This is a genomic window from Serratia sp. FDAARGOS_506 (assembly GCF_003812745.1).
In the GTDB taxonomy this organism is placed as follows: Bacteria; Pseudomonadota; Gammaproteobacteria; order Enterobacterales; family Enterobacteriaceae; genus Serratia.
This window is the reverse complement of record NZ_CP033831.1, coordinates 2,656,452-2,678,727: the sequence shown is the minus strand read 5'-3', so window position 1 is coordinate 2,678,727 and position 22,276 is coordinate 2,656,452. Positions and strand designations below refer to the sequence as shown.

21 protein-coding genes are annotated in these 22,276 nt (G+C 60.8%); 3 read left to right on the top strand and 18 right to left on the bottom strand.

The window, feature by feature from the left end; genetic code table 11:
• Nucleotides 1-76: 76 nt before the first annotated feature.
• The 6 genes from odhB to sdhC all read right to left on the bottom strand — a co-directional run bounded on the left by odhB (nt 77) and on the right by sdhC (nt 7,672).
• The gene (odhB, locus tag EGY12_RS12990; RefSeq protein WP_033637469.1) at nt 77-1,294 is read right to left on the bottom strand and encodes a 2-oxoglutarate dehydrogenase complex dihydrolipoyllysine-residue succinyltransferase; all 1,218 of its coding nucleotides are present in this window, start codon (nt 1,292-1,294) and stop codon (nt 77-79) included.
• 64 nt (nt 1,295-1,358) lie between these two features.
• Complete coding sequence (gene sucA / locus EGY12_RS12985) at nt 1,359-4,166, bottom strand: 2-oxoglutarate dehydrogenase E1 component (protein WP_123893978.1); 2,808 nt, start codon at nt 4,164-4,166, stop codon at nt 1,359-1,361.
• A 275-nt stretch (nt 4,167-4,441) separates the two neighbouring features.
• Nucleotides 4,442-5,158 carry a succinate dehydrogenase iron-sulfur subunit gene (locus EGY12_RS12980; protein WP_004939885.1) on the bottom strand — a complete coding sequence of 239 codons (717 nt, stop codon included), beginning with the start codon at nt 5,156-5,158 and terminating at the stop codon, nt 4,442-4,444.
• 16 nt (nt 5,159-5,174) lie between these two features.
• The gene (sdhA, locus tag EGY12_RS12975; RefSeq protein WP_015376974.1) at nt 5,175-6,941 is read right to left on the bottom strand and encodes a succinate dehydrogenase flavoprotein subunit; all 1,767 of its coding nucleotides are present in this window, start codon (nt 6,939-6,941) and stop codon (nt 5,175-5,177) included.
• Nucleotides 6,942-7,289 (bottom strand): succinate dehydrogenase membrane anchor subunit, encoded by a 348-nt coding sequence (gene sdhD, locus EGY12_RS12970; RefSeq protein ID WP_004939891.1) that lies wholly within the window; start codon nt 7,287-7,289, stop codon nt 6,942-6,944.
• The gene (gene sdhC, locus EGY12_RS12965; RefSeq protein WP_004939893.1) at nt 7,283-7,672 is read right to left on the bottom strand and encodes a succinate dehydrogenase cytochrome b556 subunit; all 390 of its coding nucleotides are present in this window, start codon (nt 7,670-7,672) and stop codon (nt 7,283-7,285) included. Before sdhC ends, sdhD begins: the two co-directional genes overlap by 7 nt.
• A 730-nt stretch (nt 7,673-8,402) precedes the next feature.
• Between sdhC and EGY12_RS12960 the strand changes: the two genes are divergently transcribed.
• The gene (locus EGY12_RS12960; protein ID WP_123893976.1) at nt 8,403-9,695 is read left to right on the top strand and encodes a citrate synthase; all 1,293 of its coding nucleotides are present in this window, start codon (nt 8,403-8,405) and stop codon (nt 9,693-9,695) included.
• A gap of 57 nt (nt 9,696-9,752) precedes the next feature.
• On the opposite strand, the gene nei is transcribed toward EGY12_RS12960, so the two are convergent.
• From nei to EGY12_RS12900, 12 genes are all read right to left on the bottom strand, one after another.
• A complete protein-coding gene (nei, locus tag EGY12_RS12955; RefSeq protein WP_123893974.1) occupies nt 9,753-10,544 on the bottom strand; it encodes an endonuclease VIII in 792 nt (263 codons plus the stop codon).
• Between the two features lie 53 nt (nt 10,545-10,597).
• On the bottom strand, nt 10,598-11,242 hold the full coding sequence (pcp, locus tag EGY12_RS12950; protein WP_123893972.1) for a pyroglutamyl-peptidase I: 645 nt from the start codon (nt 11,240-11,242) through the stop codon (nt 10,598-10,600).
• A gap of 8 nt (nt 11,243-11,250) precedes the next feature.
• Nucleotides 11,251-12,270 carry a DUF979 domain-containing protein gene (locus EGY12_RS12945; protein ID WP_038877526.1) on the bottom strand — a complete coding sequence of 340 codons (1,020 nt, stop codon included), beginning with the start codon at nt 12,268-12,270 and terminating at the stop codon, nt 11,251-11,253.
• Nucleotides 12,267-12,998: a DUF969 domain-containing protein gene (locus EGY12_RS12940; RefSeq protein ID WP_123893970.1), complete on the bottom strand. Its 732-nt coding sequence runs from the start codon at nt 12,996-12,998 to the stop codon at nt 12,267-12,269. The genes EGY12_RS12945 and EGY12_RS12940 overlap by 4 nt, the downstream gene beginning before the upstream one ends.
• Nucleotides 12,999-13,052: 54 nt before the next feature.
• On the bottom strand, nt 13,053-13,793 hold the full coding sequence (gene pxpA, locus EGY12_RS12935) for a 5-oxoprolinase subunit PxpA (protein WP_033655166.1): 741 nt from the start codon (nt 13,791-13,793) through the stop codon (nt 13,053-13,055).
• A complete protein-coding gene (gene pxpC / locus EGY12_RS12930; RefSeq protein ID WP_123893968.1) occupies nt 13,783-14,715 on the bottom strand; it encodes a 5-oxoprolinase subunit PxpC in 933 nt (310 codons plus the stop codon). Before pxpC ends, pxpA begins: the two co-directional genes overlap by 11 nt.
• Nucleotides 14,709-15,365 carry a 5-oxoprolinase subunit PxpB gene (gene pxpB / locus EGY12_RS12925; protein WP_004939909.1) on the bottom strand — a complete coding sequence of 219 codons (657 nt, stop codon included), beginning with the start codon at nt 15,363-15,365 and terminating at the stop codon, nt 14,709-14,711. Before pxpB ends, pxpC begins: the two co-directional genes overlap by 7 nt.
• Before the next feature lie 159 nt (nt 15,366-15,524).
• On the bottom strand, nt 15,525-16,268 hold the full coding sequence (locus EGY12_RS12920) for a type 2 GTP cyclohydrolase I (RefSeq protein ID WP_047568877.1): 744 nt from the start codon (nt 16,266-16,268) through the stop codon (nt 15,525-15,527).
• Between the two features lie 18 nt (nt 16,269-16,286).
• The gene (locus EGY12_RS12915; protein WP_123893966.1) at nt 16,287-17,267 is read right to left on the bottom strand and encodes an MBL fold metallo-hydrolase; all 981 of its coding nucleotides are present in this window, start codon (nt 17,265-17,267) and stop codon (nt 16,287-16,289) included.
• Between the two features lie 22 nt (nt 17,268-17,289).
• Nucleotides 17,290-18,720 (bottom strand): deoxyribodipyrimidine photo-lyase, encoded by a 1,431-nt coding sequence (gene phrB, locus EGY12_RS12910; RefSeq protein ID WP_123893964.1) that lies wholly within the window; start codon nt 18,718-18,720, stop codon nt 17,290-17,292.
• A gap of 15 nt (nt 18,721-18,735) precedes the next feature.
• Entirely contained in the window at nt 18,736-19,692 is a 957-nt protein-coding gene (locus EGY12_RS12905; RefSeq protein WP_038877513.1) for a DUF523 and DUF1722 domain-containing protein, read from the bottom strand.
• A gap of 141 nt (nt 19,693-19,833) precedes the next feature.
• Nucleotides 19,834-20,043 carry a YbfA family protein gene (locus EGY12_RS12900; protein WP_038877512.1) on the bottom strand — a complete coding sequence of 70 codons (210 nt, stop codon included), beginning with the start codon at nt 20,041-20,043 and terminating at the stop codon, nt 19,834-19,836.
• A gap of 441 nt (nt 20,044-20,484) precedes the next feature.
• On the opposite strand from EGY12_RS12900, the gene EGY12_RS12895 reads away from it, so the two are divergent.
• Together EGY12_RS12895 and kdpA are read left to right on the top strand one after the other, a co-directional pair.
• Nucleotides 20,485-20,574: a K(+)-transporting ATPase subunit F gene (locus tag EGY12_RS12895; protein ID WP_016928742.1), complete on the top strand. Its 90-nt coding sequence runs from the start codon at nt 20,485-20,487 to the stop codon at nt 20,572-20,574.
• Complete coding sequence (gene kdpA / locus EGY12_RS12890) at nt 20,574-22,262, top strand: potassium-transporting ATPase subunit KdpA (RefSeq protein ID WP_123893963.1); 1,689 nt, start codon at nt 20,574-20,576, stop codon at nt 22,260-22,262. Before EGY12_RS12895 ends, kdpA begins: the two co-directional genes overlap by 1 nt.
• Nucleotides 22,263-22,276: the final 14 nt, after the last annotated feature.

The following is a 22,276-nucleotide window of genomic DNA, read 5'->3' as shown; positions in this document are numbered from 1 at the left end:
TACGCGGTAAACCGCATGGTTTTCCGGCCACATAGCACAGAGTGCGGGCGCGGCATGCCGCGCCCGGCAAGGGTTACTAGACGTCCAGCAGCAGACGAGCCGGATCTTCCAGCATCTCTTTGACCGTCACCAGATAACCGACGGATTCTTTACCGTCGATCAGGCGGTGGTCATAAGACAGCGCCAGATACATCATCGGCTGGATCACCACCTGACCATTGACCGCCATTGGGCGATCTTTGATGGCGTGCATGCCCAGGATGGCGCTCTGCGGTGGGTTGATGATCGGGGTGGACATCAGCGAGCCGAATACGCCGCCGTTGGTAATGGTGAAGTTACCGCCAGTCAGCTCTTCAACGGTCAGTTTGCCGTCGCGGCCCTTAACGGCCAGCTCTTTGATTTTCTTCTCGATGTCAGCCATGCTCATGGCGTCCACATCACGCAGTACCGGCGTCACCAGGCCGCGCGGGGTAGAAACCGCGATGCTGATGTCGAAGTAGTTGTGGTAAACCACGTCGGAACCGTCGATCGACGCGTTCACTTCCGGGAAGCGCTTCAGCGCTTCAACCACCGCCTTGATGTAGAAGGACATGAAGCCCAGACGCACGCCGTGGCGCTTCTCGAAGGCTTCGCCGTACTGCTTGCGCAGGTCCATGATCGGCTGCATGTTGATTTCGTTGAAGGTGGTCAGCATCGCGGTGCTGTTCTTCGCTTCCAGCAGACGCTCAGCGACGCGTTTGCGCAGGCGGGTCATCGGCACGCGTTTTTCGGAGCGGCCGGCCAGAGCTGGCTGCGGTGCGGCTTCAGCGGCAGCGGCCGGTTTGGCAGCAGCGCCACCTTTGGCCAGGTGCGCTTCCACGTCTTCACGCGTGATGCGGCCACCCACGCCGGTGCCTTTGATGGCGCCGGCATCGAGATCGTGCTCGGCAATCAGGCGGCGAATCGCCGGGCTGAGCGCGTCATTGCTTTCTTCTTCCAGGCTCGCGGTAGCGCGCTGTGCAGGCGTGGCCTCTTTCTCCTGGCTCTTCTCAGCGGTCGGCTTGCCGGAGCTGTCGCCCGGACGGATGCGGCCGAGCAGCTGGCGAGACAGCACGGTCGCGCCCTCTTCTTCCACGATAGCATCGAGAATACCCGCTTCACTGGCCGGCACTTCCAACACTACTTTGTCGGTTTCGATTTCAACCAGGACTTCATCACGCTGCACACTGTCGCCCGGTTTTTTGTGCCAGGTGGCTACGGTCGCATCGGCAACCGATTCAGGAAGGTCAGGAACCAGAATATCTACGCTACTCATTTAGCTTTCCCTTAAGTTTTTTATCATCTGCTTGCCGGCCCCTCGGCCGGCAAGCGAGCGAACATTAGTCAATATTCAGCGCGTCGTTCACCAGAGCCTGCTGCTGCTTCTGGTGTACGGACATATAGCCCACCGCCGGAGAAGCGGAAGCCGGACGTCCTGCGTAACGTAAAGAAGCCCCGAACGGCACCACTTCACGGAAGTTGTGTTGGCTGCAGTACCAGGCGCCCTGGTTCAGCGGCTCTTCCTGACACCAGACGAAATCATGCACGTGCGAGTATTGCTCCAGCACGGCCTGCACGGCCTGATGCGGGAACGGATACAGCTGCTCGATACGCACGATGGCCACGTCTTTCTGCTCGTTCTTGCGACGCTGTTCCAGCAGGTCGTAGTAGACCTTGCCGGAGCACAGCACGACGCGCTTGACCGCTTTCGGATCCAAGTCGTCGATCTCGCCGATCGCAGGCAGGAAGGTACCGTTGGCCAGTTCGTCCAGCGAAGAAATCGCCAGCGGGTGACGCAGCAGCGACTTCGGCGACATCACCACCAGCGGACGGCGCATACCGCGCAGCGCCTGACGACGCAGCATATGGTAAACCTGCGCCGGCGTGGACGGGACGCACACCTGCATGTTCTGCTCTGCGCACAGCTGCAGATAGCGTTCCAGACGCGCGGAAGAGTGCTCAGGACCCTGGCCTTCATAGCCGTGCGGCAGCAGCATCACCAGGCCGCACATACGGCCCCATTTTTGCTCACCGGAGCTGATGAACTGGTCGATAACGACCTGAGCGCCGTTGGCGAAGTCACCGAACTGCGCTTCCCAGATGGTCAGCGTGCGCGGTTCCGCCGTAGCGTAGCCGTATTCGAACGCCAGCACCGCTTCTTCGGACAGCACGGAGTCCCAGACCTTGAATTCACCCTGGCCGCTGTGGATATTCGCCAGCGGAACGTAGACCGAACCATTTTTCTGGTTGTGCACGACCGCGTGACGGTGGAAGAAGGTGCCGCGGCCGGCGTCTTCGCCGGAGATGCGGATTGGAATGCCTTCATCCGCCATGGTGGCGTAGGCCAGCGTTTCGGCGGCGCCCCAGTCGAACGGCTTGTTGCCCGCGGCCATCTCGGCGCGGTCCGCGTAGATTTTCGCCACGCGCGACTGCATTTCGATCGCTTCCGGCACGGTGCTGATGCGGCGGCCCAGCTCCTGCAGGCGCTTCATCTCAACCTTGCTCGGGTACTCTTCGTCCCACTCGTGGTTCAGGTACGGCGACCAGGTGAAGGAGTGCAGGTTCATCGGACGCCACTCTTCAACCACGCAATCACCGCGATCAAGCGCGTCGCGGTACAGGTTGACCATTTCCGTGGCATCTTCCAGGCTGGCCACTTTCTGCTCGGTCAGAACGTCAGCGTAGATTTTGCGCGGCGTAGGGTGTTTCTTGATCTTCTGATACATCACCGGCTGGGTAGCGCTCGGCTCATCGGCCTCGTTGTGCCCATGGCGGCGGTAGCAGACCAGATCGATCATCACGTCACGCTTAAAGGTGTTACGGAAATCCAACGCCAGGCGGGTGACAAAGGCCACGGCCTCCGGATCGTCCGCATTAACGTGGAAGATCGGCGCCTGAACCATTTTGGCGATGTCGGTGCAATATTCGGTAGAACGCGCATCCTGCGGGTTGGAGGTGGTGAAACCAACCTGGTTGTTGATGACGATGCGCACGGTGCCGCCCACTTCGTAGCCGCGAGCCTGAGACATGTTCAGGGTTTCCTGAACCACGCCCTGGCCGGTGATGGCCGCGTCACCGTGGATGGTGATCGGCAGCACCATGTTGCTGCGCGCTTCGTCCAGACGATCGCGACGAGCGCGTACCGAGCCCATGACCACCGGGCTGACGATCTCCAGGTGCGACGGGTTGAACGCCAGCGCCAGGTGAACCATGCCGCCTTCGGTTTCCACGTCGGAAGAGAAGCCCTGGTGATATTTCACGTCACCGGTGCCGAGGTGTTCTTTATGCTTGCCGGCGAATTCGTCGAACAGATCGGCCGGCTTTTTGCCCAGCACGTTGATCAACACGTTCAGACGGCCGCGGTGGGCCATGCCCAACACCACTTCGCGCGTACCGTTCTTACCGGCGTGGCGCACCATTTCTTTCAGCATCGGCACCAGCGCGTCGCCGCCTTCCAGCGAGAAGCGTTTAGCGCCCGGGAATTTGGCGCCCAGGTAACGTTCCAGGCCTTCCGCCGCGGTCAGCTCGTTCAGGAAACGGCGTTTTTCGTCGGCGGTAAAGCTGGCGCGCCCCACCACCGACTCAATGCGCTGCTGGATCCAGCGTTTCTCTTCGGTGTTGGTGATGTGCATGTACTCAGCGCCGATCGACCCGCAGTAGGTCTGCTTCAGCGCGGCGTACAGATCGCCCAGCTTCATGGTTTCTTTGCCGATGGCGAAAGAGCCCACGTTGAAGGTTTCCTGGAAATCGGCTTCGGTCAGGTTGTGGTAAGCGGGATCAAGGTCAGGAACTTGCTCGCGCTGCCACAGGCCGAGCGGGTCGAGGTTGGCATGCTGATGCCCGCGGAAGCGGAAGGCGTTGATCAGCTGCAGTACCTTGACCTGTTTGGCGTCGGTTTCCGGATCGGTGATGGTGGTGTTATAGCGCGCGGAGTCTTTCGCCAGGCGGCGGAAGTAATCGCGCGTTTGAGAGTGAAGCTGATCGGGTTTGACACCCGCGGTTGGTAGCTGTTGAAAAATGGAACGCCAGCTATCTTCAACGGAACCCGGATCGGTTAAGAAGTCTTCATAGAGCTGCTCTATGTAAGACTGGTTCGCGCCCGCCAGATAGGAGGAATCCAGCCAGGCCTTCATTGCGCCGTTCTGCATCATGATCCCTTAAGCTTTGAAGCTTTAGTTTTCGCCGTGGTTAACATAATTACCGTGATGAATACGGTTTGCCGTAAAACGGTTCACTCGACGTACTTGCGGCCATGACGGCCCGATACGTTCTGTTATGGACCTTGCGGTCCCTTACAAGGAACCTCTAAAAACCGGCGGAAGAACCAGGCTGCATAGCGCCGCAGCCGCGGGTCAGTTTTTAGAGGTTCCCTCCCCTATGGGATGTGCGCCGGAAAAGAGCCCGGCGCAGCATCTCATTCCGTTTATGCGCCGCGTTGCAGCAGCATGGACTTGATATGCCCGATAGCACGCGTCGGGTTCAAGCCTTTAGGACATACACTGACACAATTCATAATGCTATGGCAGCGGAAAACACTAAAAGCGTCGTCCAGATCATCTAAACGTTCTTGCGTTTCCGTGTCACGGCTGTCGATCAGGAAGCGATACGCCGCCAACAGACCGGCAGGCCCGATGAACTTGTCCGGGTTCCACCAGAACGATGGGCAAGAGGTCGAGCAGCAGGCGCACAGAATGCACTCGTACAGGCCGTCCAGCTTGGCGCGCTGCTCCGGCGACTGCAGGTGCTCGCGCGCCGGCGGGTTCTTGCCGTCGTTCAGCAGGTATGGCTTGATCTTTTCATACTGGGTATAGAACTGGCCCATATCCACCACCAGATCGCGCACCACCGGCAGGCCCGGCAGCGGACGGATCACGATCTTGCCGTTGCCTTTGCGCAGCGAAGAAATCGGGGTGATGCACGCCAGGCCGTTTTTACCGTTCATGTTCAGGCCATCGGAACCGCAGACGCCTTCGCGGCATGAGCGACGGAACGACAGGGTCGGATCTTTTTCTTTCAGCTGGATCAACGCATCCAGCAGCATCATGTCGCGACCTTCTTCCGCTTCCAGGGTGTAATCCTGCATGTGCGGTGCGTCATCGACATCCGGGTTGTAGCGATAAATGGAAAATTCGAGTTTCATCTGTCGATCTCCGCAATTAGTAAGAACGCACTTTCGGCGGGAATGCCGGGCGCAGCTTCGGTTGCATGTTCACTTCACGACGCGTCATGCTTTCCGATTGCGGCAGATACAGCGAATGGCACAGCCAGTTGGCATCATCGCGTTCCGGGTAGTCGAATCGGCTGTGTGCGCCACGGCTCTCGGTACGGAAGTTGGCCGACACGGCGGTGGAATACGCGGTCTCCATCAGGTTATCCAACTCCAGGCACTCGATGCGCTGGGTGTTGAACTCGCTGGAGGTATCGTCCAGGCGTGCGTTCTTCAGACGTTCACGGATCACTTTCAGTTCTTCCAGGCCCTTGGCCATCGCATCGCCTTCGCGGAACACCGAGAAGTTGTGCTGCATGCAAGACTGCAGCGCTTTGCGAATCTCGACAGGGTCTTCGCCGGAACGGGTGTTGTTCCAACGGTTCAGGCGGTCCAGCGAGGCTTCCACGTCGGAGTCACTGGCGTCACGGCTCACGCCCTGCTCTTCCAGCGATTCCTGCAGGTGCATGCCGGCAGAACGGCCGAACACCACCAGGTCGAGCAGCGAGTTGCCGCCCAAGCGGTTGGCGCCGTGCACCGATACGCAGGCGATTTCGCCCACGGCGAACAGCCCCGGGATCACCACGTCTTCGCCTTTCTCGTTCACGGTCAACGCCTGGCCGGTCACCTTGGTCGGAATACCGCCCATCATATAGTGACAGGTCGGGATAACCGGGATCGGCTCTTTCACCGGATCGACGTGCGCGAAGGTGCGCGACAGTTCCAGAATGCCCGGCAGGCGGGATTCCAGCACCTCTTTACCCAGGTGATCCAGCTTCAGCTTGGCGTGTGGGCCCCAAGGACCGTCACAGCCGCGGCCTTCGCGGATTTCGATCATGATCGAACGGGCAACCACGTCGCGACCCGCCAGATCTTTGGCGTTCGGCGCATAACGCTCCATGAAGCGCTCGCCGTGTTTGTTCAGCAGGTAACCGCCTTCGCCGCGGCAGCCTTCGGTCACCAGCACGCCCGCGCCGGCGATGCCGGTCGGGTGGAACTGCCACATTTCCATGTCCTGCACCGGCACGCCGGCGCGCAGCGCCATGCCGACACCGTCACCGGTGTTGATGTGGGCGTTGGTAGTGGACTGGTAAATACGGCCTGCGCCGCCGGTCGCCAGCACGGTGGCCTTGGCTTTGAAATAAACCACTTCACCGGTTTCGATGCAGATAGCCGTGGTGCCGACCACCGCGCCGTCCTGGTTTTTCACCAGATCAAGCGCATACCACTCGGAGAAGATGGTGGTGTGGTTTTTCAGGTTCTGTTGGTACAGGGTGTGCAGCAGCGCATGGCCGGTACGGTCGGCTGCGGCCGCGGTACGCGCCGCCTGCTCGCCGCCGAAGTTCAGCGACTGGCCGCCGAACGGGCGCTGATAGATGCGGCCGTCGTCCAGACGAGAGAACGGCAGGCCCATGTGTTCCAGTTCCAGAATCGCTTCCGGGCCGGTTTTACACATATATTCGATGGCGTCCTGGTCACCGATATAGTCGGAACCTTTCACCGTATCGTACATATGCCATTCCCAGTTGTCCTCGTGGCTGTTGCCCAGCGCGACGGTGATGCCGCCCTGTGCGGACACGGTATGGGAACGGGTCGGGAAAACTTTGGACAGCAGGGCACAGGTCGAGCCCGCTTGGGAAATTTGCAGCGCGGCACGCATGCCCGCACCGCCGGCGCCGATTACGACGGCATCAAACTCTCTGACTGGCAGTTTCATTTAAGCACCCCACACTACGATTGTTCCGTACAGTAAATAGACCAGCAACGCGACCACGACAGCCAGCTGCAACACCAGGCGAACCGCCAGTGGCTTGACGTAGTCCGTCAGCACCTGCCACAGCCCGATCCAGGCGTGTACCAGAATCGACAGCAAGGTCAGCAGAGTGAACACTTTCGTAATGGAAGTGGCGAAGAAACCGCGCCAGATGTCATAAGTGAGTTCCGGAGCCGTGACGAAGAAGCCCAGGATATACAAGACGTACAGGGTGATGATGATAGCGGAAGCGCGCAGCAGCAGCCAATCGTGCACGCCGTTGCGCCCTAATGCAGAAACGTTGTTTACCATACGAGGACTCCAGCCAGAACTGACAGCACGACGGTCAGACCGATCGCCACCTGGGCGGAACGGGTACCGGCGGCCAAACTCTCTTCGATGTAGCCAAAATCCATTAACAAGTGACGGATGCCACCGCAAATGTGATAGGCCAGCGCAGTGAGGATGCCCCAGAATATGAATTTGACGATGAAGCTATTCATGATGGCGGCCGCCTGCAGGAATCCCTCTTGGGAAGAGAGTGACAGGCCCAGCAGCCAGAGGAGGATACCCACGGCAACGAAGGTAATTACGCCAGAGACTCGGTGTAAGATAGACGCTATCGCAGTTACGGGGAACCGGATCGTTTGCAGATCCAAGTTGACAGGTCGTTGTTTTTTCACGTATTTGCCCACACAGCTCTTATTATTTTCCTTCCTCCGGGCCTGGGCGGGGATCAGACAGCGTTAAGAGCCTAAAACCCTTACACGTCACGCGCTCAAACATCAACATCCTCTGTGCTCAAACGGCGCGCATTTATAACGCTGGGTGCTCCTACTTCAGGGTAATCCGGAGACCTGGCGGCAGTATAGGAGGATCACATTCTGATTACAATTCTCATACAACCGCTTTGATAACATTTCCCCCGAACAGTGATTCAGATCACGGATTTCACAATTAGTGCAAAATTAATTATCTGATTTGACAAGAGATCAACATTTCCATTACATATAGGGGCACAAACGGTCCTATGATGCGCTATGGGTCAGCAGATACACTTCCCCCCGGGTTCGAGTTATGCAACAGTGTATTTGACGAACCTATCCCAATAGCCGTTGTTTCCCGCTCGATTTTGCCGGCGTCAAAAAGCAAATAAAGCAAATAAAAACAGATTATTGGGATAGGTTCACATCTCTTCGAACAGCTCATAGGTAAGATTAACAGACTATAACGAATTACTATGAATCGTTAACAACTGGTCACCCGTCTCGTTCGCCTGGTCAGCACTCTGTACCCTACCCGCGCACAGTTGCGCAGTCGCTCACAGAGTTAGCGTCCGCACCATTTTTTTGCGGGCAACCTGCAGAGATTTAAGGTATTTCAGTTGTTAGTGGTTTTTAAAATAAGGCGCTAAGGAGACAGTAAATGACTGATAAGAAAGCGACGCTAATCATTAACGACAGCGAAGCTCCGATCGAACTGGGCGTATTGACACCGACACTGGGCCCCGATGTCCTCGATGTCCGCGCTCTGGGTTCCAAAGGTTATTTCACATTTGATCCCGGCTTTACCTCCACCGCTTCTTGCGAATCCAAGATTACCTTCATCGACGGCGACAAAGGCGTGCTGCTGCACCGCGGCTTCCCTATCGAGCAGCTGGCGAAAGAATCTTCCTATCTGGAAGTGTGCTACATCCTGCTGTACGGCGAGACCCCAACGCCGGAAGAATTCGAAACCTTCAAAACCACCGTCACCCGCCACACCATGATCCACGACCAGATCACCCATCTGTTCCGTGGCTTCCGTCGCGACTCGCACCCGATGGCGGTACTGTGCGGCGTGACCGGCGCGCTGGCGGCGTTCTACCATGATGCGCTCGACGTCAACAACGAGCGTCACCGTGAAATCACCGCGTTCCGCCTGCTGTCCAAAATGCCGACCGTGGCGGCGATGTGCTACAAATATTCCCTGGGCCAGCCGTTCGTTTACCCGCGCAACGATCTGTCCTACGCCGGCAACTTCCTGCACATGATGTTCGCCACCCCGTGCGAAGAGTATGTGGTGAACCCGGTGCTGGAACGTGCCATGGATCGCATCCTGATCCTGCACGCCGACCATGAGCAGAACGCCTCTACCTCTACCGTGCGCACCGCCGGCTCTTCCGGTGCCAACCCGTTCGCCTGCATCGCGGCCGGCATCGCCTCCCTGTGGGGACCGGCGCACGGCGGCGCCAACGAAGCGGCGCTGAAAATGCTGGAAGAGATCAAGACCGTCGACCACATTCCGGAATTCATCAAGCGTGCCAAGGACAAGAACGACTCCTTCCGCCTGATGGGCTTCGGCCACCGCGTTTACAAGAACTACGATCCGCGTGCTACCGTGATGCGTGAAACCTGTCACGAAGTGCTGAAAGAGCTGAACAAGAAGGACGACAACCTGCTGCAGGTGGCGATGGAGCTGGAACACATCGCGCTGAACGACCCGTACTTCATCGAGAAGAAACTGTACCCGAACGTCGACTTCTACTCCGGCATCATCTTGAAGGCGATGGGCATTCCTTCTTCCATGTTCACCGTGATCTTCGCCATCGCGCGTACCATCGGCTGGATCGCCCACTGGAACGAAATGCACGACGAAGGCATCAAAATTGCCCGTCCGCGTCAGCTGTACACCGGCTATGCCGAGCGTGATTTCAAATCCCAGCTGAAAACCAAGTAAGCCGCTTTCCCGGCTGAAACCGCACAGCGCCGCCCCTTCGGGCGGCGTTTTTTTTGCTTATTTCTGGCAGCCCGGGCACCAATAAAACGGCCGCGACGACAGTTCGGTACGCACGATCATCCCACCGCAGCGCTCACAGGGCTCGCCACTGCGATGAAATACCTTGAAGCGAAACAGCGCGCCGTGATGCCGGTTGTCATCTGCCTGCCCGCGCGTTTGGTAAGAAAGACGCGGCACAGCCAGCAACGCCTTCGCCAAGCGGCGCAGCGCTTCTGGCGTCAGGTCCTGCGGTTTGTGCTGCGGCGCCAGTTCAGCCTGCCACAGGATTTCGGCGCGCAGATAATTGCCTAATCCGGCAAGAAACGCCTGATCGAGCAGCATGCCCCCCAATTGCCTGCGGCGAAAACGCGGCGTCAGCAACCGCTTCGCCACATCGTCTACCGTCAACGACATGTCCAACACGTCGGGGCCGATGCGTTGCAAAAACGGGTGTTGCTCTATTTCCTCGCGCGGCCCGACGGTAATGTCTGAAGCGCTGTAGAGCAATATCGCGTTGCTGGCGGTTTCCAGCCGCACCCGCAGATCGCGCCTGGTCTCCGGCGTTTCCCCGGCCGCCGCCACTTTCCACACGCCGTACAGCTGGTTATGGCTGTACATCGTCAACCCATTGGAAAAATGGGTCAGCAGCGCCTTGCCGCGCGGCTCGATGGCGACGATGCGCTCGCCGAGCAGACGCTGACGGTAGTGTTTCAGCTGGGGAAAAGCGAAATCGACGGCGGTCAGCGGCTGGTCGATCACCGCCGCCGCCAGTTTGTCCGCCGCCCGGCGAATCTCCGGTCCTTCCGGCATAGATCACTCCTTGCAGTGACCCGGCGCAGCGCGCTACGCCGGGGATGACATGATTAATGCGTGGCGCCGCCCACCACCTTCAGATCGTGCTCCACCTGCAAAGCGATGGAAACGGCCAGCTCCAATGCAAACAGCACCGTCGAGGCCGCCATGCTCGGCGCACCGGGGTGTGCCGCCGCCTGCTCAGGCAGATACGGGATATGGATAAACCCGCCCTTCACCTCGCGCTGGCCGCTCAACCGGTGCAGCAGCCCATACATCACATGGTTGCACACGTAGGTGCCGGCGGTCTGCGAAACGGTGGCCGGAATGCCGGCCTCGCGCATCGAACTGACCATCGCTTTGATCGGCAGGGTGCTGAAATAGGCCGCCGGGCCACCGGCGACGATCGGCTCGTCCACCGGTTGCTGCCCCTGATTGTCGGGGATACGCGCATCGTCGACGTTGATCGCCACCCGTTCAATCGTGATGTCGGTGCGGCCGCCGGCCTGGCCGATAGCCAGCACCATCACCGGCTGCACTTCGTCGATCGCCGCATTGAGCGCGTCCAACGCCGCGCCGAACACGCACGGCAGCTGGCGCGCCACGATGCGCGTGCCGACCAGCTCCATATCATTGAGCTGCTTCACCACTTCCCAGGAGGGATTGAGGCGCTCGCCGCCAAACGGCTCGAAGCCGGTAATCAATACTTTTTGCATCCTTACTCCTACAGGAACATCAGGAAATACAGCAGGAACACGTTAACCAACAGCAGCAGCACGCCGGTCGGCACCTGCGCCTTGATCACCGCATTCTTGTCCGGCAGCTCCAGCAGCGCCGCCGGCACGATGTTGAAGTTCGCCGCCATCGGCGTCATCAGGGTGCCGCAATAGCCGGAGAACATGCCGATCGCCGCCATCACCGCCGGGTTGCCGCCGTGCTGCAACACCAGGATCGGAATGCCGATGCCGGCGGTGACGATCGGGAAAGCGGCGAAGGCGTTACCCATCACCATGGTCAGCACCGCCATACCGATAGCGTAGACCGCCACGGCGATAAAGCGGTTATCGACCGCCAGATACTCCTGGGTCAAATGCGAAATCGCGGTGCCGACACCGGCGACGGTAAACAGCAGCCCCAGCGTGGCGAGGATCTGCGGCAAAATAAACGCCCAGCCGATCGAATCCAGCAAGCGCCGCGCTTCCTGCACCGGCTGCAGCGCCTTCTCGTGGGTCATTTTCACCGCGATCGCCAAGCCAATCAGGCAGCCGACGGTCATCGAGAACAGGGTAATCAGCGTCGCATGGTTGCCGCTGCCGAACACCGCAGTTTGCAACGCCGGCACGTTGTTGAACAGCAGCACGCCGATCACCGTCACCACCGGGATCGCCAGCGCGGGGATAAACAGCTTGTTGCCCAAACGTTTGGCGCTGGCTTCGCGCTCCTGCGGCGTCCGCTGGTGATAGCTGCCGAGGCGCACGCCGCCGAAGCCGGCAATCAGGGCCATCACCACCACTACCCCGCCAACGATGATATGCAGCATGCGTTTTTCGTTGCTGCCCTCGCCCAGCACGTCGCCCAGCAGGCGGTAAGTCCAGTCGCCGACCAGGAACACCAGGCCGTACAGCCCCCAAAACAACCCGGTAGTGATGCGGCGCGGGTTGGCACGATCGCGGAAGGACATCACCGCCACGATCAGCAGCACCGCACCGGCCAGCCAATAAAGGTATTGTTGCTGGAAGTTCATCGTGCTCCCCCCTTCGCCTGCAGCGCCGCCTGATTCAGCTGCGCCAGTTCGGCGCTCAGCTGTTTATCCATTCGATACAGCCGGAACGCGTGGATCAGGAAAGCGAAAATGGCGGTCGGAATGCCCCACAGCGCGATATGCAGCGGCTCGGTCTGAATGCCGCCGGACTCCAGCATAAAGTTGTGCATGAAGATGATCGCACCGAAGGCCACGAAGATATCTTCGCCGAAGAACAGCCCGACGTTGTCGGTCGCGGCCGACATGGCGCGCAGGCGGTGACGCGTGCGCTCCGGCAACTCGCCGTAGCGGTTTTCCGTCGCCCCTTCCGCCATCGGTGCCAACAGCGGCCGCACCATCTGCGGATGCCCGCCCAGGCTGGTCAGCCCCATCGCCGCGGTAATCTCACGCACGAACAGATAGACGATCAGCAAACGGCCGGCGGTGGCGCTTTTGATCTTGGCGATCCACGCCTGCGCCCGCTCTTTCAGGCCGTGGCGTTCCAGCAGGCCGATCACCGCCAGCGGCAGCAGCAGGATCAGCGGCAGGTTACGGGTGTTGAGAAAGCCCTCACCGAGCTTTTCCAGAATGACGTCCAGCGGCATCAGCGCCGCCAAACCGGTGATGATGCCGGCGGCGATCACCACCAGCACCGGGTTGCAACGCAATACAAACCCGACCACGATGGCGGCGATGCCGATCAGTGGCCAGAGATTCACGGCCTGTTCCATAGTCTTCCCTCGATATTTTCTAATAGTTTTTTGCTTGTGATGTTGTGTCTTGCTTTACTGCTCCGCGCTGACGCGGATGCCCTGCTGAACAAAACTGTCCCGCAGCTTGCGCGCATACGCCAGCGCATGCTCACCGTCCCCATGCAGGCAGACGGTTTCTGCCTGAACGGCGGTCCAGACGCCATCCACGCTGCGCACCCGGTGATGGCGCACCATCTCCAGGGTTTGCGCCAGCGCCTGTTCGTCATCTTCGATCAGCGCCCCCGGCAAACCGCGCGGCACCAGCGTGCCATCGGCCTGATAGCCGCGATCGGCGAACACCTCCTGCCGGGTAGTCAGACCGAGTTTTTCCCCGGCGCGAATCAGCTCGCTGCCGGCCAGCCCCACCAGCCGCAGCGCCGGATCGACCGCCTGCACCGCTCGGGCGATCGCTTCCGCCAGCGCCGGCTCAACCGCCGCCTGGTTGTACAGCATGCCGTGCGGCTTAACGTGCACCATCACCCCACCCTCGGCGCGGGCGATGGCCGCCAGCGCCCCGAGCTGATACACCACCTGCGCGTACACCGTTTCCGGCGGCAGCTGCATGCGGGTGCGGCCGAAATTTTCCCGATCGGGAAAACTCGGGTGAGCGCCGATCGCCACGCCGTACTGCAATGCCCAGCGCACCGATTGACGCATGGTCTGTGCATCGCCGGCGTGGAAGCCACAGGCGATGTTGGCCGAACTCACCAATTGCAGCAGCGCCTGGTCGTTGGCGCAGCCTTCGCCGAGATCGGCGTTCAAATCAACGATCATGTAACCCCCAGGCAATCTGTCGAAGGAAGAGATCCTGCTCGGCTTTGGCGCGCTGCGCCTCCGTCAGTGAGCAGAGAACGAAGTGGATCGGTTCGCCGAGACGGATCTGCGCCAAGTGGTAGAGATCGGCCTCGATCACGCAGGCGATACGCGGGTAACCGCCGGTGGTTTGCGCATCGGCCATCAGCACGATCGGCTGGCCGTTGTGCGGCACCTGCACCACGCCGGGCAGCAGGCCGTGCGACAGCATCTCGCGGTCGGTGGTGCGCTCCAGCGGCGTGCCGCCGTGCAGGCGGTAGCCCATGCGGTTGCTCTGCGGACTGAGCTGCCAGGCGGTGCGCCAGAACGTGTCCTGCGCCTCTTCGCTGAATTCAGCGTACTCCGGCCCCGGCAGCGCGCGGATGCGGTTGGTGAACAGAAGCTGCTTCACGCCGCAGCGGTGTTGCGGCAGCGCGGCGGATTTGCCCAGCGGCAGCCGATCGCCGTCCTTCAGGTTACGGCCTTCGTGGCCGCCAAAGGCGGCTTTCATGTCGGTGCTGCACGAGCCCAGCATTTCCGGCACGGCAATGCCGCCCGAGATCGCCAGGTAGCTGCGCATGCCGCGTTTCGGCGTGCCCAGCGCCAGCCGCTGCCCCTTTTTCACCGGGTAGCGCCAGCCGGTCCACAGCGGCTTGCCGTCCAACTGCGCGTCGCAGCCGGCGCCGGTCAGGGCAATCCAGCCAGGGCGGGTAAACTCGGCGCTGAACTGGCCGAGGGTGATCTCCAGCCCGGCGGCCTCCGGCGCATTGCCCACCAGCAGGTTGGCGATCTTCAACGCCGGTTGATCCAGCGCCCCGCCGGTGCTGATGCCCAGACGGCGGAATCCCTCGCGGCCCAAATCCTGCACCGTGGTATAGATGCCGGCACGCAGAATAATCAGCATACGCCCTCCTTCTGCGGCACGAAGCGCACGTTATCGCCCGGGCGCAGCAGCGTCGGCGGCATTTCATGCGGATTGAACAGCGCCAGCGGCGTGCGGCCGATCAGCTGCCAGCCACCGGGCGTCACCAGCGGATAGATGCCGGTCTGGCCGCCGCCGATGCCGACGGAGCCGGCCGCCACCGCCAGACGCGGTTCGGCTCGGCGCGGCGTCGCCAGTTGTTCCGGCATGCCGCCCAAATAGGAGAAACCCGGCTGAAAGCCGAGGAAATAGACTACGTAGGCCGCCGCCGCGTGGCATTCCACCACCTGCCGCGGCGTCATGCCGGTATGGCGCGCCACTTCATCCAGATCGGGGCCTTGCTCCCCGCCGTAGACCACCGGAATATCCACCTGGCGCGATTCCGGCGTCAGGCTCTCTTTGCTTTCCCAACCTTGCTGCAGCAACGCGAGCATCGCTTCGGCGTCGGCCTGCGGCGTATGCAGCAACAGCGTCAGGTTATTCATCCCCGGCACCACTTCCCGCACGTCGGGGTGGTGATTCAGCTTTTCCGCCAGCGCCCAGATGCGCTGCTGGCTCGGTAAGGTCACCGGCGGCGACAGTTCAAGCACTACCGCTCTTTCACCCAACAGGTAATAACGTGCTTGTTGCACCCTTATTCTCCTTATTATTATCGCGATGAAAAACACACCAGTTATGCGTGACGCGGCCCCGGCTGTCAATAGAACGCAACCATAAGGAAAATAAGGAAATAGCGCGGTAAAAGGATTCAGCCGGCGCACAGGCCGGGCTGGATCCGGGGAAGAAAAAAATCAGGCGGGATTCGGGATATCGATAAAGGTCACATCGAAGCCGTGGTGCTGCGCCAGCCAATCGCCCAGCGCTTTCACGCCGCCGCGCTCGGTGGCGTGGTGGCCAGCGGCGAAGAAGTGCACGCCCATTTCGCGTGCGCTGTGAATGGTCTGTTCAGACACTTCACCGCTGATGAACGCATCGACACCGAAGCGCGCTGCGCTGTCGATAAAGCCCTGGCCGCCGCCGGTGCACCAGGCCACTCGGCGAATGTGCTCAGGCGCGTTATCGCCGCAGTGCAGCACCGCGCGCCCCAGCCGGTTTTCGATACGTTGCTGCAGCGCTTCGCCGGTCAGCGGCTGTTCAAATTCGCCGTGCGGCACCAGCGGCTCGACGTCGCCAATCACCCGAATGCCCAGCGCCTGCGCCAGCTGCGCGTTGTTGCCCAGCACCGGATGCGCGTCCAGCGGCAGGTGGTAGCCGTACAGGTTGATATCATGGGTCAGCAGCGTTTTCAGGCGGTTCCGCTTCATGCCGCGCACCGCCGGTGCCTCGTTTTTCCAGAAATAGCCGTGGTGCACGATAATCGCGTCGGCCTGATGCGCCACCGCGGCGTCCAGCAGCGCCTGACAGGCGGTGACGCCGGTCACGATGCGCTGCACGTGCGGGCGGCCTTCCACCTGCAATCCATTGGGGGCGTAGTCCTGAAACGCCGCGGCGTTCAGTTCCGTGTTGATCAGTTGTTCCAGATCGAGGTTACGCATTCTCTTCTCTCTTCATAGTCAAAATGTCTGCCGGTCGCCCTGCGTCATCAGGATGAATTTCACGCCCAGATCGTTGCCCTGCGCCAGCTGTTGCGCAATGGCGGCGCGCGCGTCTTCGCCCTGCTTCAGGCTGGGCTTGATGTGGCTGATCACCACCGGCAGACCATTCAGCGAGCCTTCGCCGCCGCTGTACTGCGTCAGGTTCTTCAACTCCTTCAGCAGCCAGGCCGGCGTCAAATGGCCGTACAGATGTTTGTCCTCCACCTCGTTAGGGTAAGAGGTTTCGATAATCATGCCCTTGAGCTTTTTCTGCTCGACAAGCGGCCCCAGCACGCGCCAGACGGTATCGAGATCGCGCGACTGCTCCACCTTATCCGGCCCGGTATCGCCGAAATAGGCGAAGAATTCGTTGCCGTTGGAAATCAGCAGCATCGACGACGGATAGCGATCGTGGCTGAGCGGGTACATCACGCCGGTCAATCCGGTCAGGCCGAGAGTAAACCGCTGCTGCGGCCGCACCGTTTGCAGCCGGTAGGTGCCCAGCCGCGAACCGTTGCCGGCGTCGGTAAAGTTCGGCCACGCCTTCCAGTTGAAGTAGTGATTACGCAAGGTCAGCACGGTGTCCGCCTGGGCGTAAACGGTTTTTTTATTGTCCTCAGGCGAGCCGACGATCAGCCCTGCCACGTGGTCCAGATGGCCGTGGCTGATAAAGTAACTGCCGATCAACTGCCGGAACACATAGCCCTGCGGCGTGTAAGGCGCGGCCAGCTCGGGCGTCACCTGCGGGAAACTGCCCTTCGCCAGCCCTTTGGCGATGCCCGGCAGCAGCGAACCGGCGTCCAGCGCCACATATTGCGGCTGATTGTCGCTGCGGATCAGGTAGGAGGTCAGGTTGCCGTCGCTGACGCCGCCGTCAACGCCCAGCGCTACCACGTCAAAGCCGGCGATCGCCAGCGCGGAATAGCCGCTCAGGCACAGGGCCAGCACCTTTTTCATCATTGCATCGCTCCTTGCAGTTGCCTCAAGACTCTCCCCGTTTTGCCGCCTCGAACGCCGCCAGCGTCTCCAGCCGGACTTGCTTGTGATCGACGATCGGCAGCGGATAGTTCAGTGTACACCGCTGCTTTTCCGCCCAGCGATGGGGATGATGGATGTCATTGTCGGGCACATCCGCCAGTTCCGGCAACCATTTACGGATAAAAGTGCCTTGTGGATCAAAACGTTCACCCTGAGTGGTCGGGTTGAAGATGCGAAAATACGGCGCGGCGTCGGTGCCGGTGGACGCCGCCCACTGCCAGCCGCCGTTGTTGGCCGCCAGATCCCCATCCAACAGTTGCGACATGAAATAGCGTTCCCCGGCGCGCCAGTCGATCAGCAGATCCTTCACCAGAAAACTGGCGCTGATCATGCGCAGCCGGTTGTGCATCCAGCCGGTGGCATTCAGCTGGCGCATGGCGGCATCGACGATCGGATAGCCGGTCTCGCCCCGCTGCCAGGCCTGCAGCGTCGCCGCGTCATCGCACCAACGCACCTTGTCCGTCCAGGCGATAAACGGCCGATGGCGGCACAGATCGGGATAGGCCACCAGCAGATGGCGATAGAACTCGCGCCAAATCAGCTCGTTGAGCCAGGCAAAGGCACCGCTTTCGCGATCTTCCAGCAGCTGCGGGCATTCGGCGCGCAGGCGGTTGAAGCACTGGCGCGGCGACAACACGCCGATCGCCAGATAGGGCGACAGGCTGCTGGTGCCGGCGAGGGCGGGCAGATCGCGCTGCCGGAGGTAATCCTGCACCTGCTCGCGGCAAAAGGTGCGCAGCCGCTGCAGCGCGGCCTCCTCGCCGGCGGGATAACCATCCCCCGTCTCCGCCGTAGGGTAATCGAACGCCGCCGGCGCCTCAGGCGCAGGCAACGCGCCACCGGCGCGGATCTTCGGCGCCGGCAGGCAACTCACGTCGGACTCAGTCAGGCGTTGAAGAAAGGCGTTGCGAAACGGCGTATAGACCTTGTACATCTCGCCGCCGCCGGTTAACACGCTGCCCGGCGGCAACAGCAGGCTGTCATCGAAACCGTGGCACCTCACCCGGCCACTCAACCGCTGTTCCAGCCGCGCATCGCGCCGCCGTTCGTTCAGTTCGTACTGGCGATTGTAAAACAGCGCATCCACCTGCTCCCGCTCGCAATAGTCCGCCAGCCAGTCGATCGACGCGGCAAAGTCCTCACAGGAATGGCAATGCAGCGCAATGCCCTTTTGCGCCAGCGCCTGCTGCACCGCCTGCAGGCTGGCGTGGATCAGCGCCGCCTGCCGCGGCGCCATCTCATGTTGCCGCCACTGCTGCGGCGTGGCGATAAACACCGCCAGCACCCGGGCTTCGGGATCGCTGCAGGCGGCGTGCAGCGCTTTGTTGTCGGTGATACGCAGATCGTTACGCAACCAGACCAGATGCGTGGTCATAAAACTCCTTGTCAATCAATGGCCGTAACGCAAACGCAGCGCCTCCGGATAAGGTTCGAAATAGCGTTGTTCCGCCAGATAACGGTCGGGGTATTCCGCCATGTAATGCTTGAGCAGCGCGATCGGCGCCAACAGCGGCTGCATGCCCTGCCGGTAGCGGTCGATCAGGTGCGCCAGCTCCTGGCGCTGCGCCGTACTGAGCTGACGGCGGAAATAGCCCTGCACGTGCATCAACACATTGGTGTGGTTGCGGCGCGTTGCCTTGTGCGCCAACAGCGCCATCAGGCGGCTGCGGTATTCCACGGCGAAGGCCTCCAGCGAGTCCCAGCGGTGAATATCGGCGACGAAGCGCCCCAGCTCGCGATACGCCGGCTGCGAATGCGCCAGCAGCGACAGCTTGTAGCGGCTGTGAAACGCGATCAGCCCGCCGCGGGTCAGCCCCTGACGCCACAGCATGTTCAGCTCGTACAGCGCATACACCCGTTCAATGAAGTTTTCCCGCAGTGCCGCATCCTGCAATCGTCCGTCCTCTTCCACCGGCAGCCACGGCATCTGGCGCAGCAGTTCGGCGGTAAACAGACCGACGCCGTTTTTACGCGAGTCCTTGCCGTTTTCGCTGTAGACCCGTACCCGCTCCAGGCCGCAGCTCGGTGACTTGGCGCAGACGATGTACCCACACAGATGCTGCAAGGCCGCCACGCGCTGCGCGGAGAAGCCGCGCATCTCCTCGGTCAGATCCACGCCGGCGTCGTTGCTGTAGCGCATCGCCGGCCACGGCTGCGCCTGCTTCACCAGGCGCAGCGCCGGGCGCGGCGTGGGCAGGCCAATCGCCATTTCCGGGCAAACAGGCTCAAAGCGCACATAGGGCGCCAACTGTTCCACCGCAAAGGCCAGCCGCTTGTGGCCGCCGTCGAAACGCACCGCTTCGCCCAGTAAACAGGCGCTGATACCGATAGGGATCTTGTCGCTCATACCGCTCTCCCGTGTTGTTGGCCGATGAGGAAAGTGTAGAAGAATGGCTTGCCGAATACGACCTTGCGCTTGATAGGGGTGGCTATAGGCATAAAAAAACCCCCGCCGTAGGGCGAGGGTTTTTCGTGAATCGGCAATGGCTCAGTAGAAATCGCAGGACGCCAGTTCCGCCTGCTGCAGCCAGACCGGCTTATCGCTGGTTTTTGACCAGACGCGGTGCAGGTAGCTGTAAAAACGCCCGCGATCGCTGCGGAACAACATCACCGGCAGGGCCAAAATGCCCGCGAGGACGACTGCGCTGCGGCGCAGGAGAATCCGATGCAGTGAATAAGCGTGATAGGTAGTAGACATGCGAACCTCCTTAAAAACGCCTGCCGTTGATTTGTCAGGGAAAACGGCGTCGGCGTATCAAATGAACAATCGGTAATTTGGTAACTGGACAAAATTTTAGCGCACTTGATGAAAGTTTACTACTCATCCGACCACTAAATCGCACAAAAAATCGCTAATCGCCACGGCGATTCGTAATTTTGTTACATTCAGGTTAATTTTTAACTAAACATCGGTTACATTGTGGTTATTATTCGGGTTGTTATTTCCCGCTTACGCCCGTTCTCCCTCCCCCATCAGGGGCAATCTCGCCACCGGCCTGATGGTTGAAACACCGAATTTCCGCTGAAATTTCAGCCATTTTTATACTTTTTTTACACCCGCCCACGCGATTTTTTCATCTTCTTTCTACCCCTCTCCCTACACTGCCCCTATCAAAAACAACACCTCTGGAGGTGTCCCGTGAGTTTCAGCGTTATTGGTGGTGCGCTGTTGGTTCTGCTGCTGTTGGCCTATTTGGTCTACGCCCTGTTTAACGCGGAGGATTTCTGATGGCGGCTTCAGCCTTTTTACTGATCGCCAGCTTCCTGCTGGTGCTTCTGCTGCTGGCCCGGCCGCTGGGCGGCTTTATGGCGCGCCTGATCGAGGGTGAGCCGCTGCCTGCGCTGCGCGGGGTGGAAGCCGGGGTCTGGCGCGCCTGCGGCATCCGCGCCACCGAAATGAACTGGTGGCAGTACGCGCTGGCGATCCTGGCGTTCAACCTGCTCGGCCTGGCGCTGCTGTTCGCCCTGCTGATGACGCAGGGCTCGCTGCCGCTCAACCCGCAAGGCTTCCCGGGCCTCTCCTGGGATCTGGCGCTCAACACCGCCGTCAGCTTCGTCACCAACACCAACTGGCAGGCCTACAGCGGCGAAAGCGCCCTCAGCTATTTCAGCCAGATGGCCGGGCTGGCGGTGCAGAACTTCGTCTCCGCCTCCACCGGCATCGCCGTGGCCTTTGCGCTGATCCGCGCCTTTACCCGCCGCGCCGGCAAGACCGTCGGCAACGCCTGGGCCGATCTGTTCCGCATCACGCTGTATGTACTGCTGCCGATCGCGCTGTTGATCGCCCTGTTCTTCGTCAGCCAGGGCACGCTGCAAAACTTCCTGCCTTACCTGCACGTCACCACGCTCGAAGGCGCGCAGCAAACGCTGCCGATGGGGCCGGTGGCCTCGCAGGAAGCGATCAAGATGCTCGGCACCAACGGCGGCGGCTTCTTCGGTGCCAACTCGGCGCACCCGTTCGAGAACCCAACCGTGCTGACCAATTTCGTGCAGATGCTGGCCATCTTCCTGATCCCCTGCGCGCTGTGCTTCTCCTTCGGCCAGTTGGCCGGTGAAAACCGCCAGGGCCATGCGCTGATCTGGGCAATGGCGCTGATCTTCGTGGTGGCGGTGGTAGTGGTGATGTACGCCGAACTGGCGGGCAACCCGCACCTGAGCGCGCTGGGCGCCGACAGCAACATCAATATGGAAGGCAAAGAGTCGCGCTTCGGCATTCTTGCCACCAGCCTGTTCTCGGTGGTGACCACCGCCGCGTCCTGCGGGGCGGTTAACGCCATGCACGACTCTTTCACCGCGCTGGGCGGCCTGGTGCCGATGTGGCTGATGCAGATCGGTGAGGTGGTGTTCGGCGGCGTCGGCTCCGGCCTGTACGGCATGCTGCTGTTCGTGCTGCTGACAGTGTTTATCGCCGGTCTGATGATCGGCCGCACCCCGGAATATCTGGGCAAGAAAATCGACGTTTACGACATGAAGATGACCGCGCTGGCGATCCTGGCCACGCCGACGCTGGTGTTGCTGGGCAGCGCGCTGGCCATCGGCACCGACGCGGGCCGTGCCGGCATCCTCAACCCGGGTGCCCACGGCTTCAGCGAAGTGCTGTACGCCCTGTCCTCCGCCGCCAACAACAACGGCAGCGCCTTCGCCGGGTTGAGCGTCAATACGCCGTTCTACAACCTGCTGCTGGCCTTCGCCATGTTCTTCGGCCGCTTCGGGGTGATCCTGCCGGTGCTGGCGATCGCCGGTTCGCTGAGCGCCAAGCCACGCCAGCCGGCGGGCAACGGCACCCTGCCGACCTATGGGCCGCTGTTTATCGGCCTGCTGATCGGCACCGTGCTGCTGGTGGGCGCGCTGACCTTCGTGCCGGCGCTGGCGCTGGGCCCGGTGGCCGAGCATTTGCAGCTTTGGTTGGCAAACTAACAGACGTCACAGAG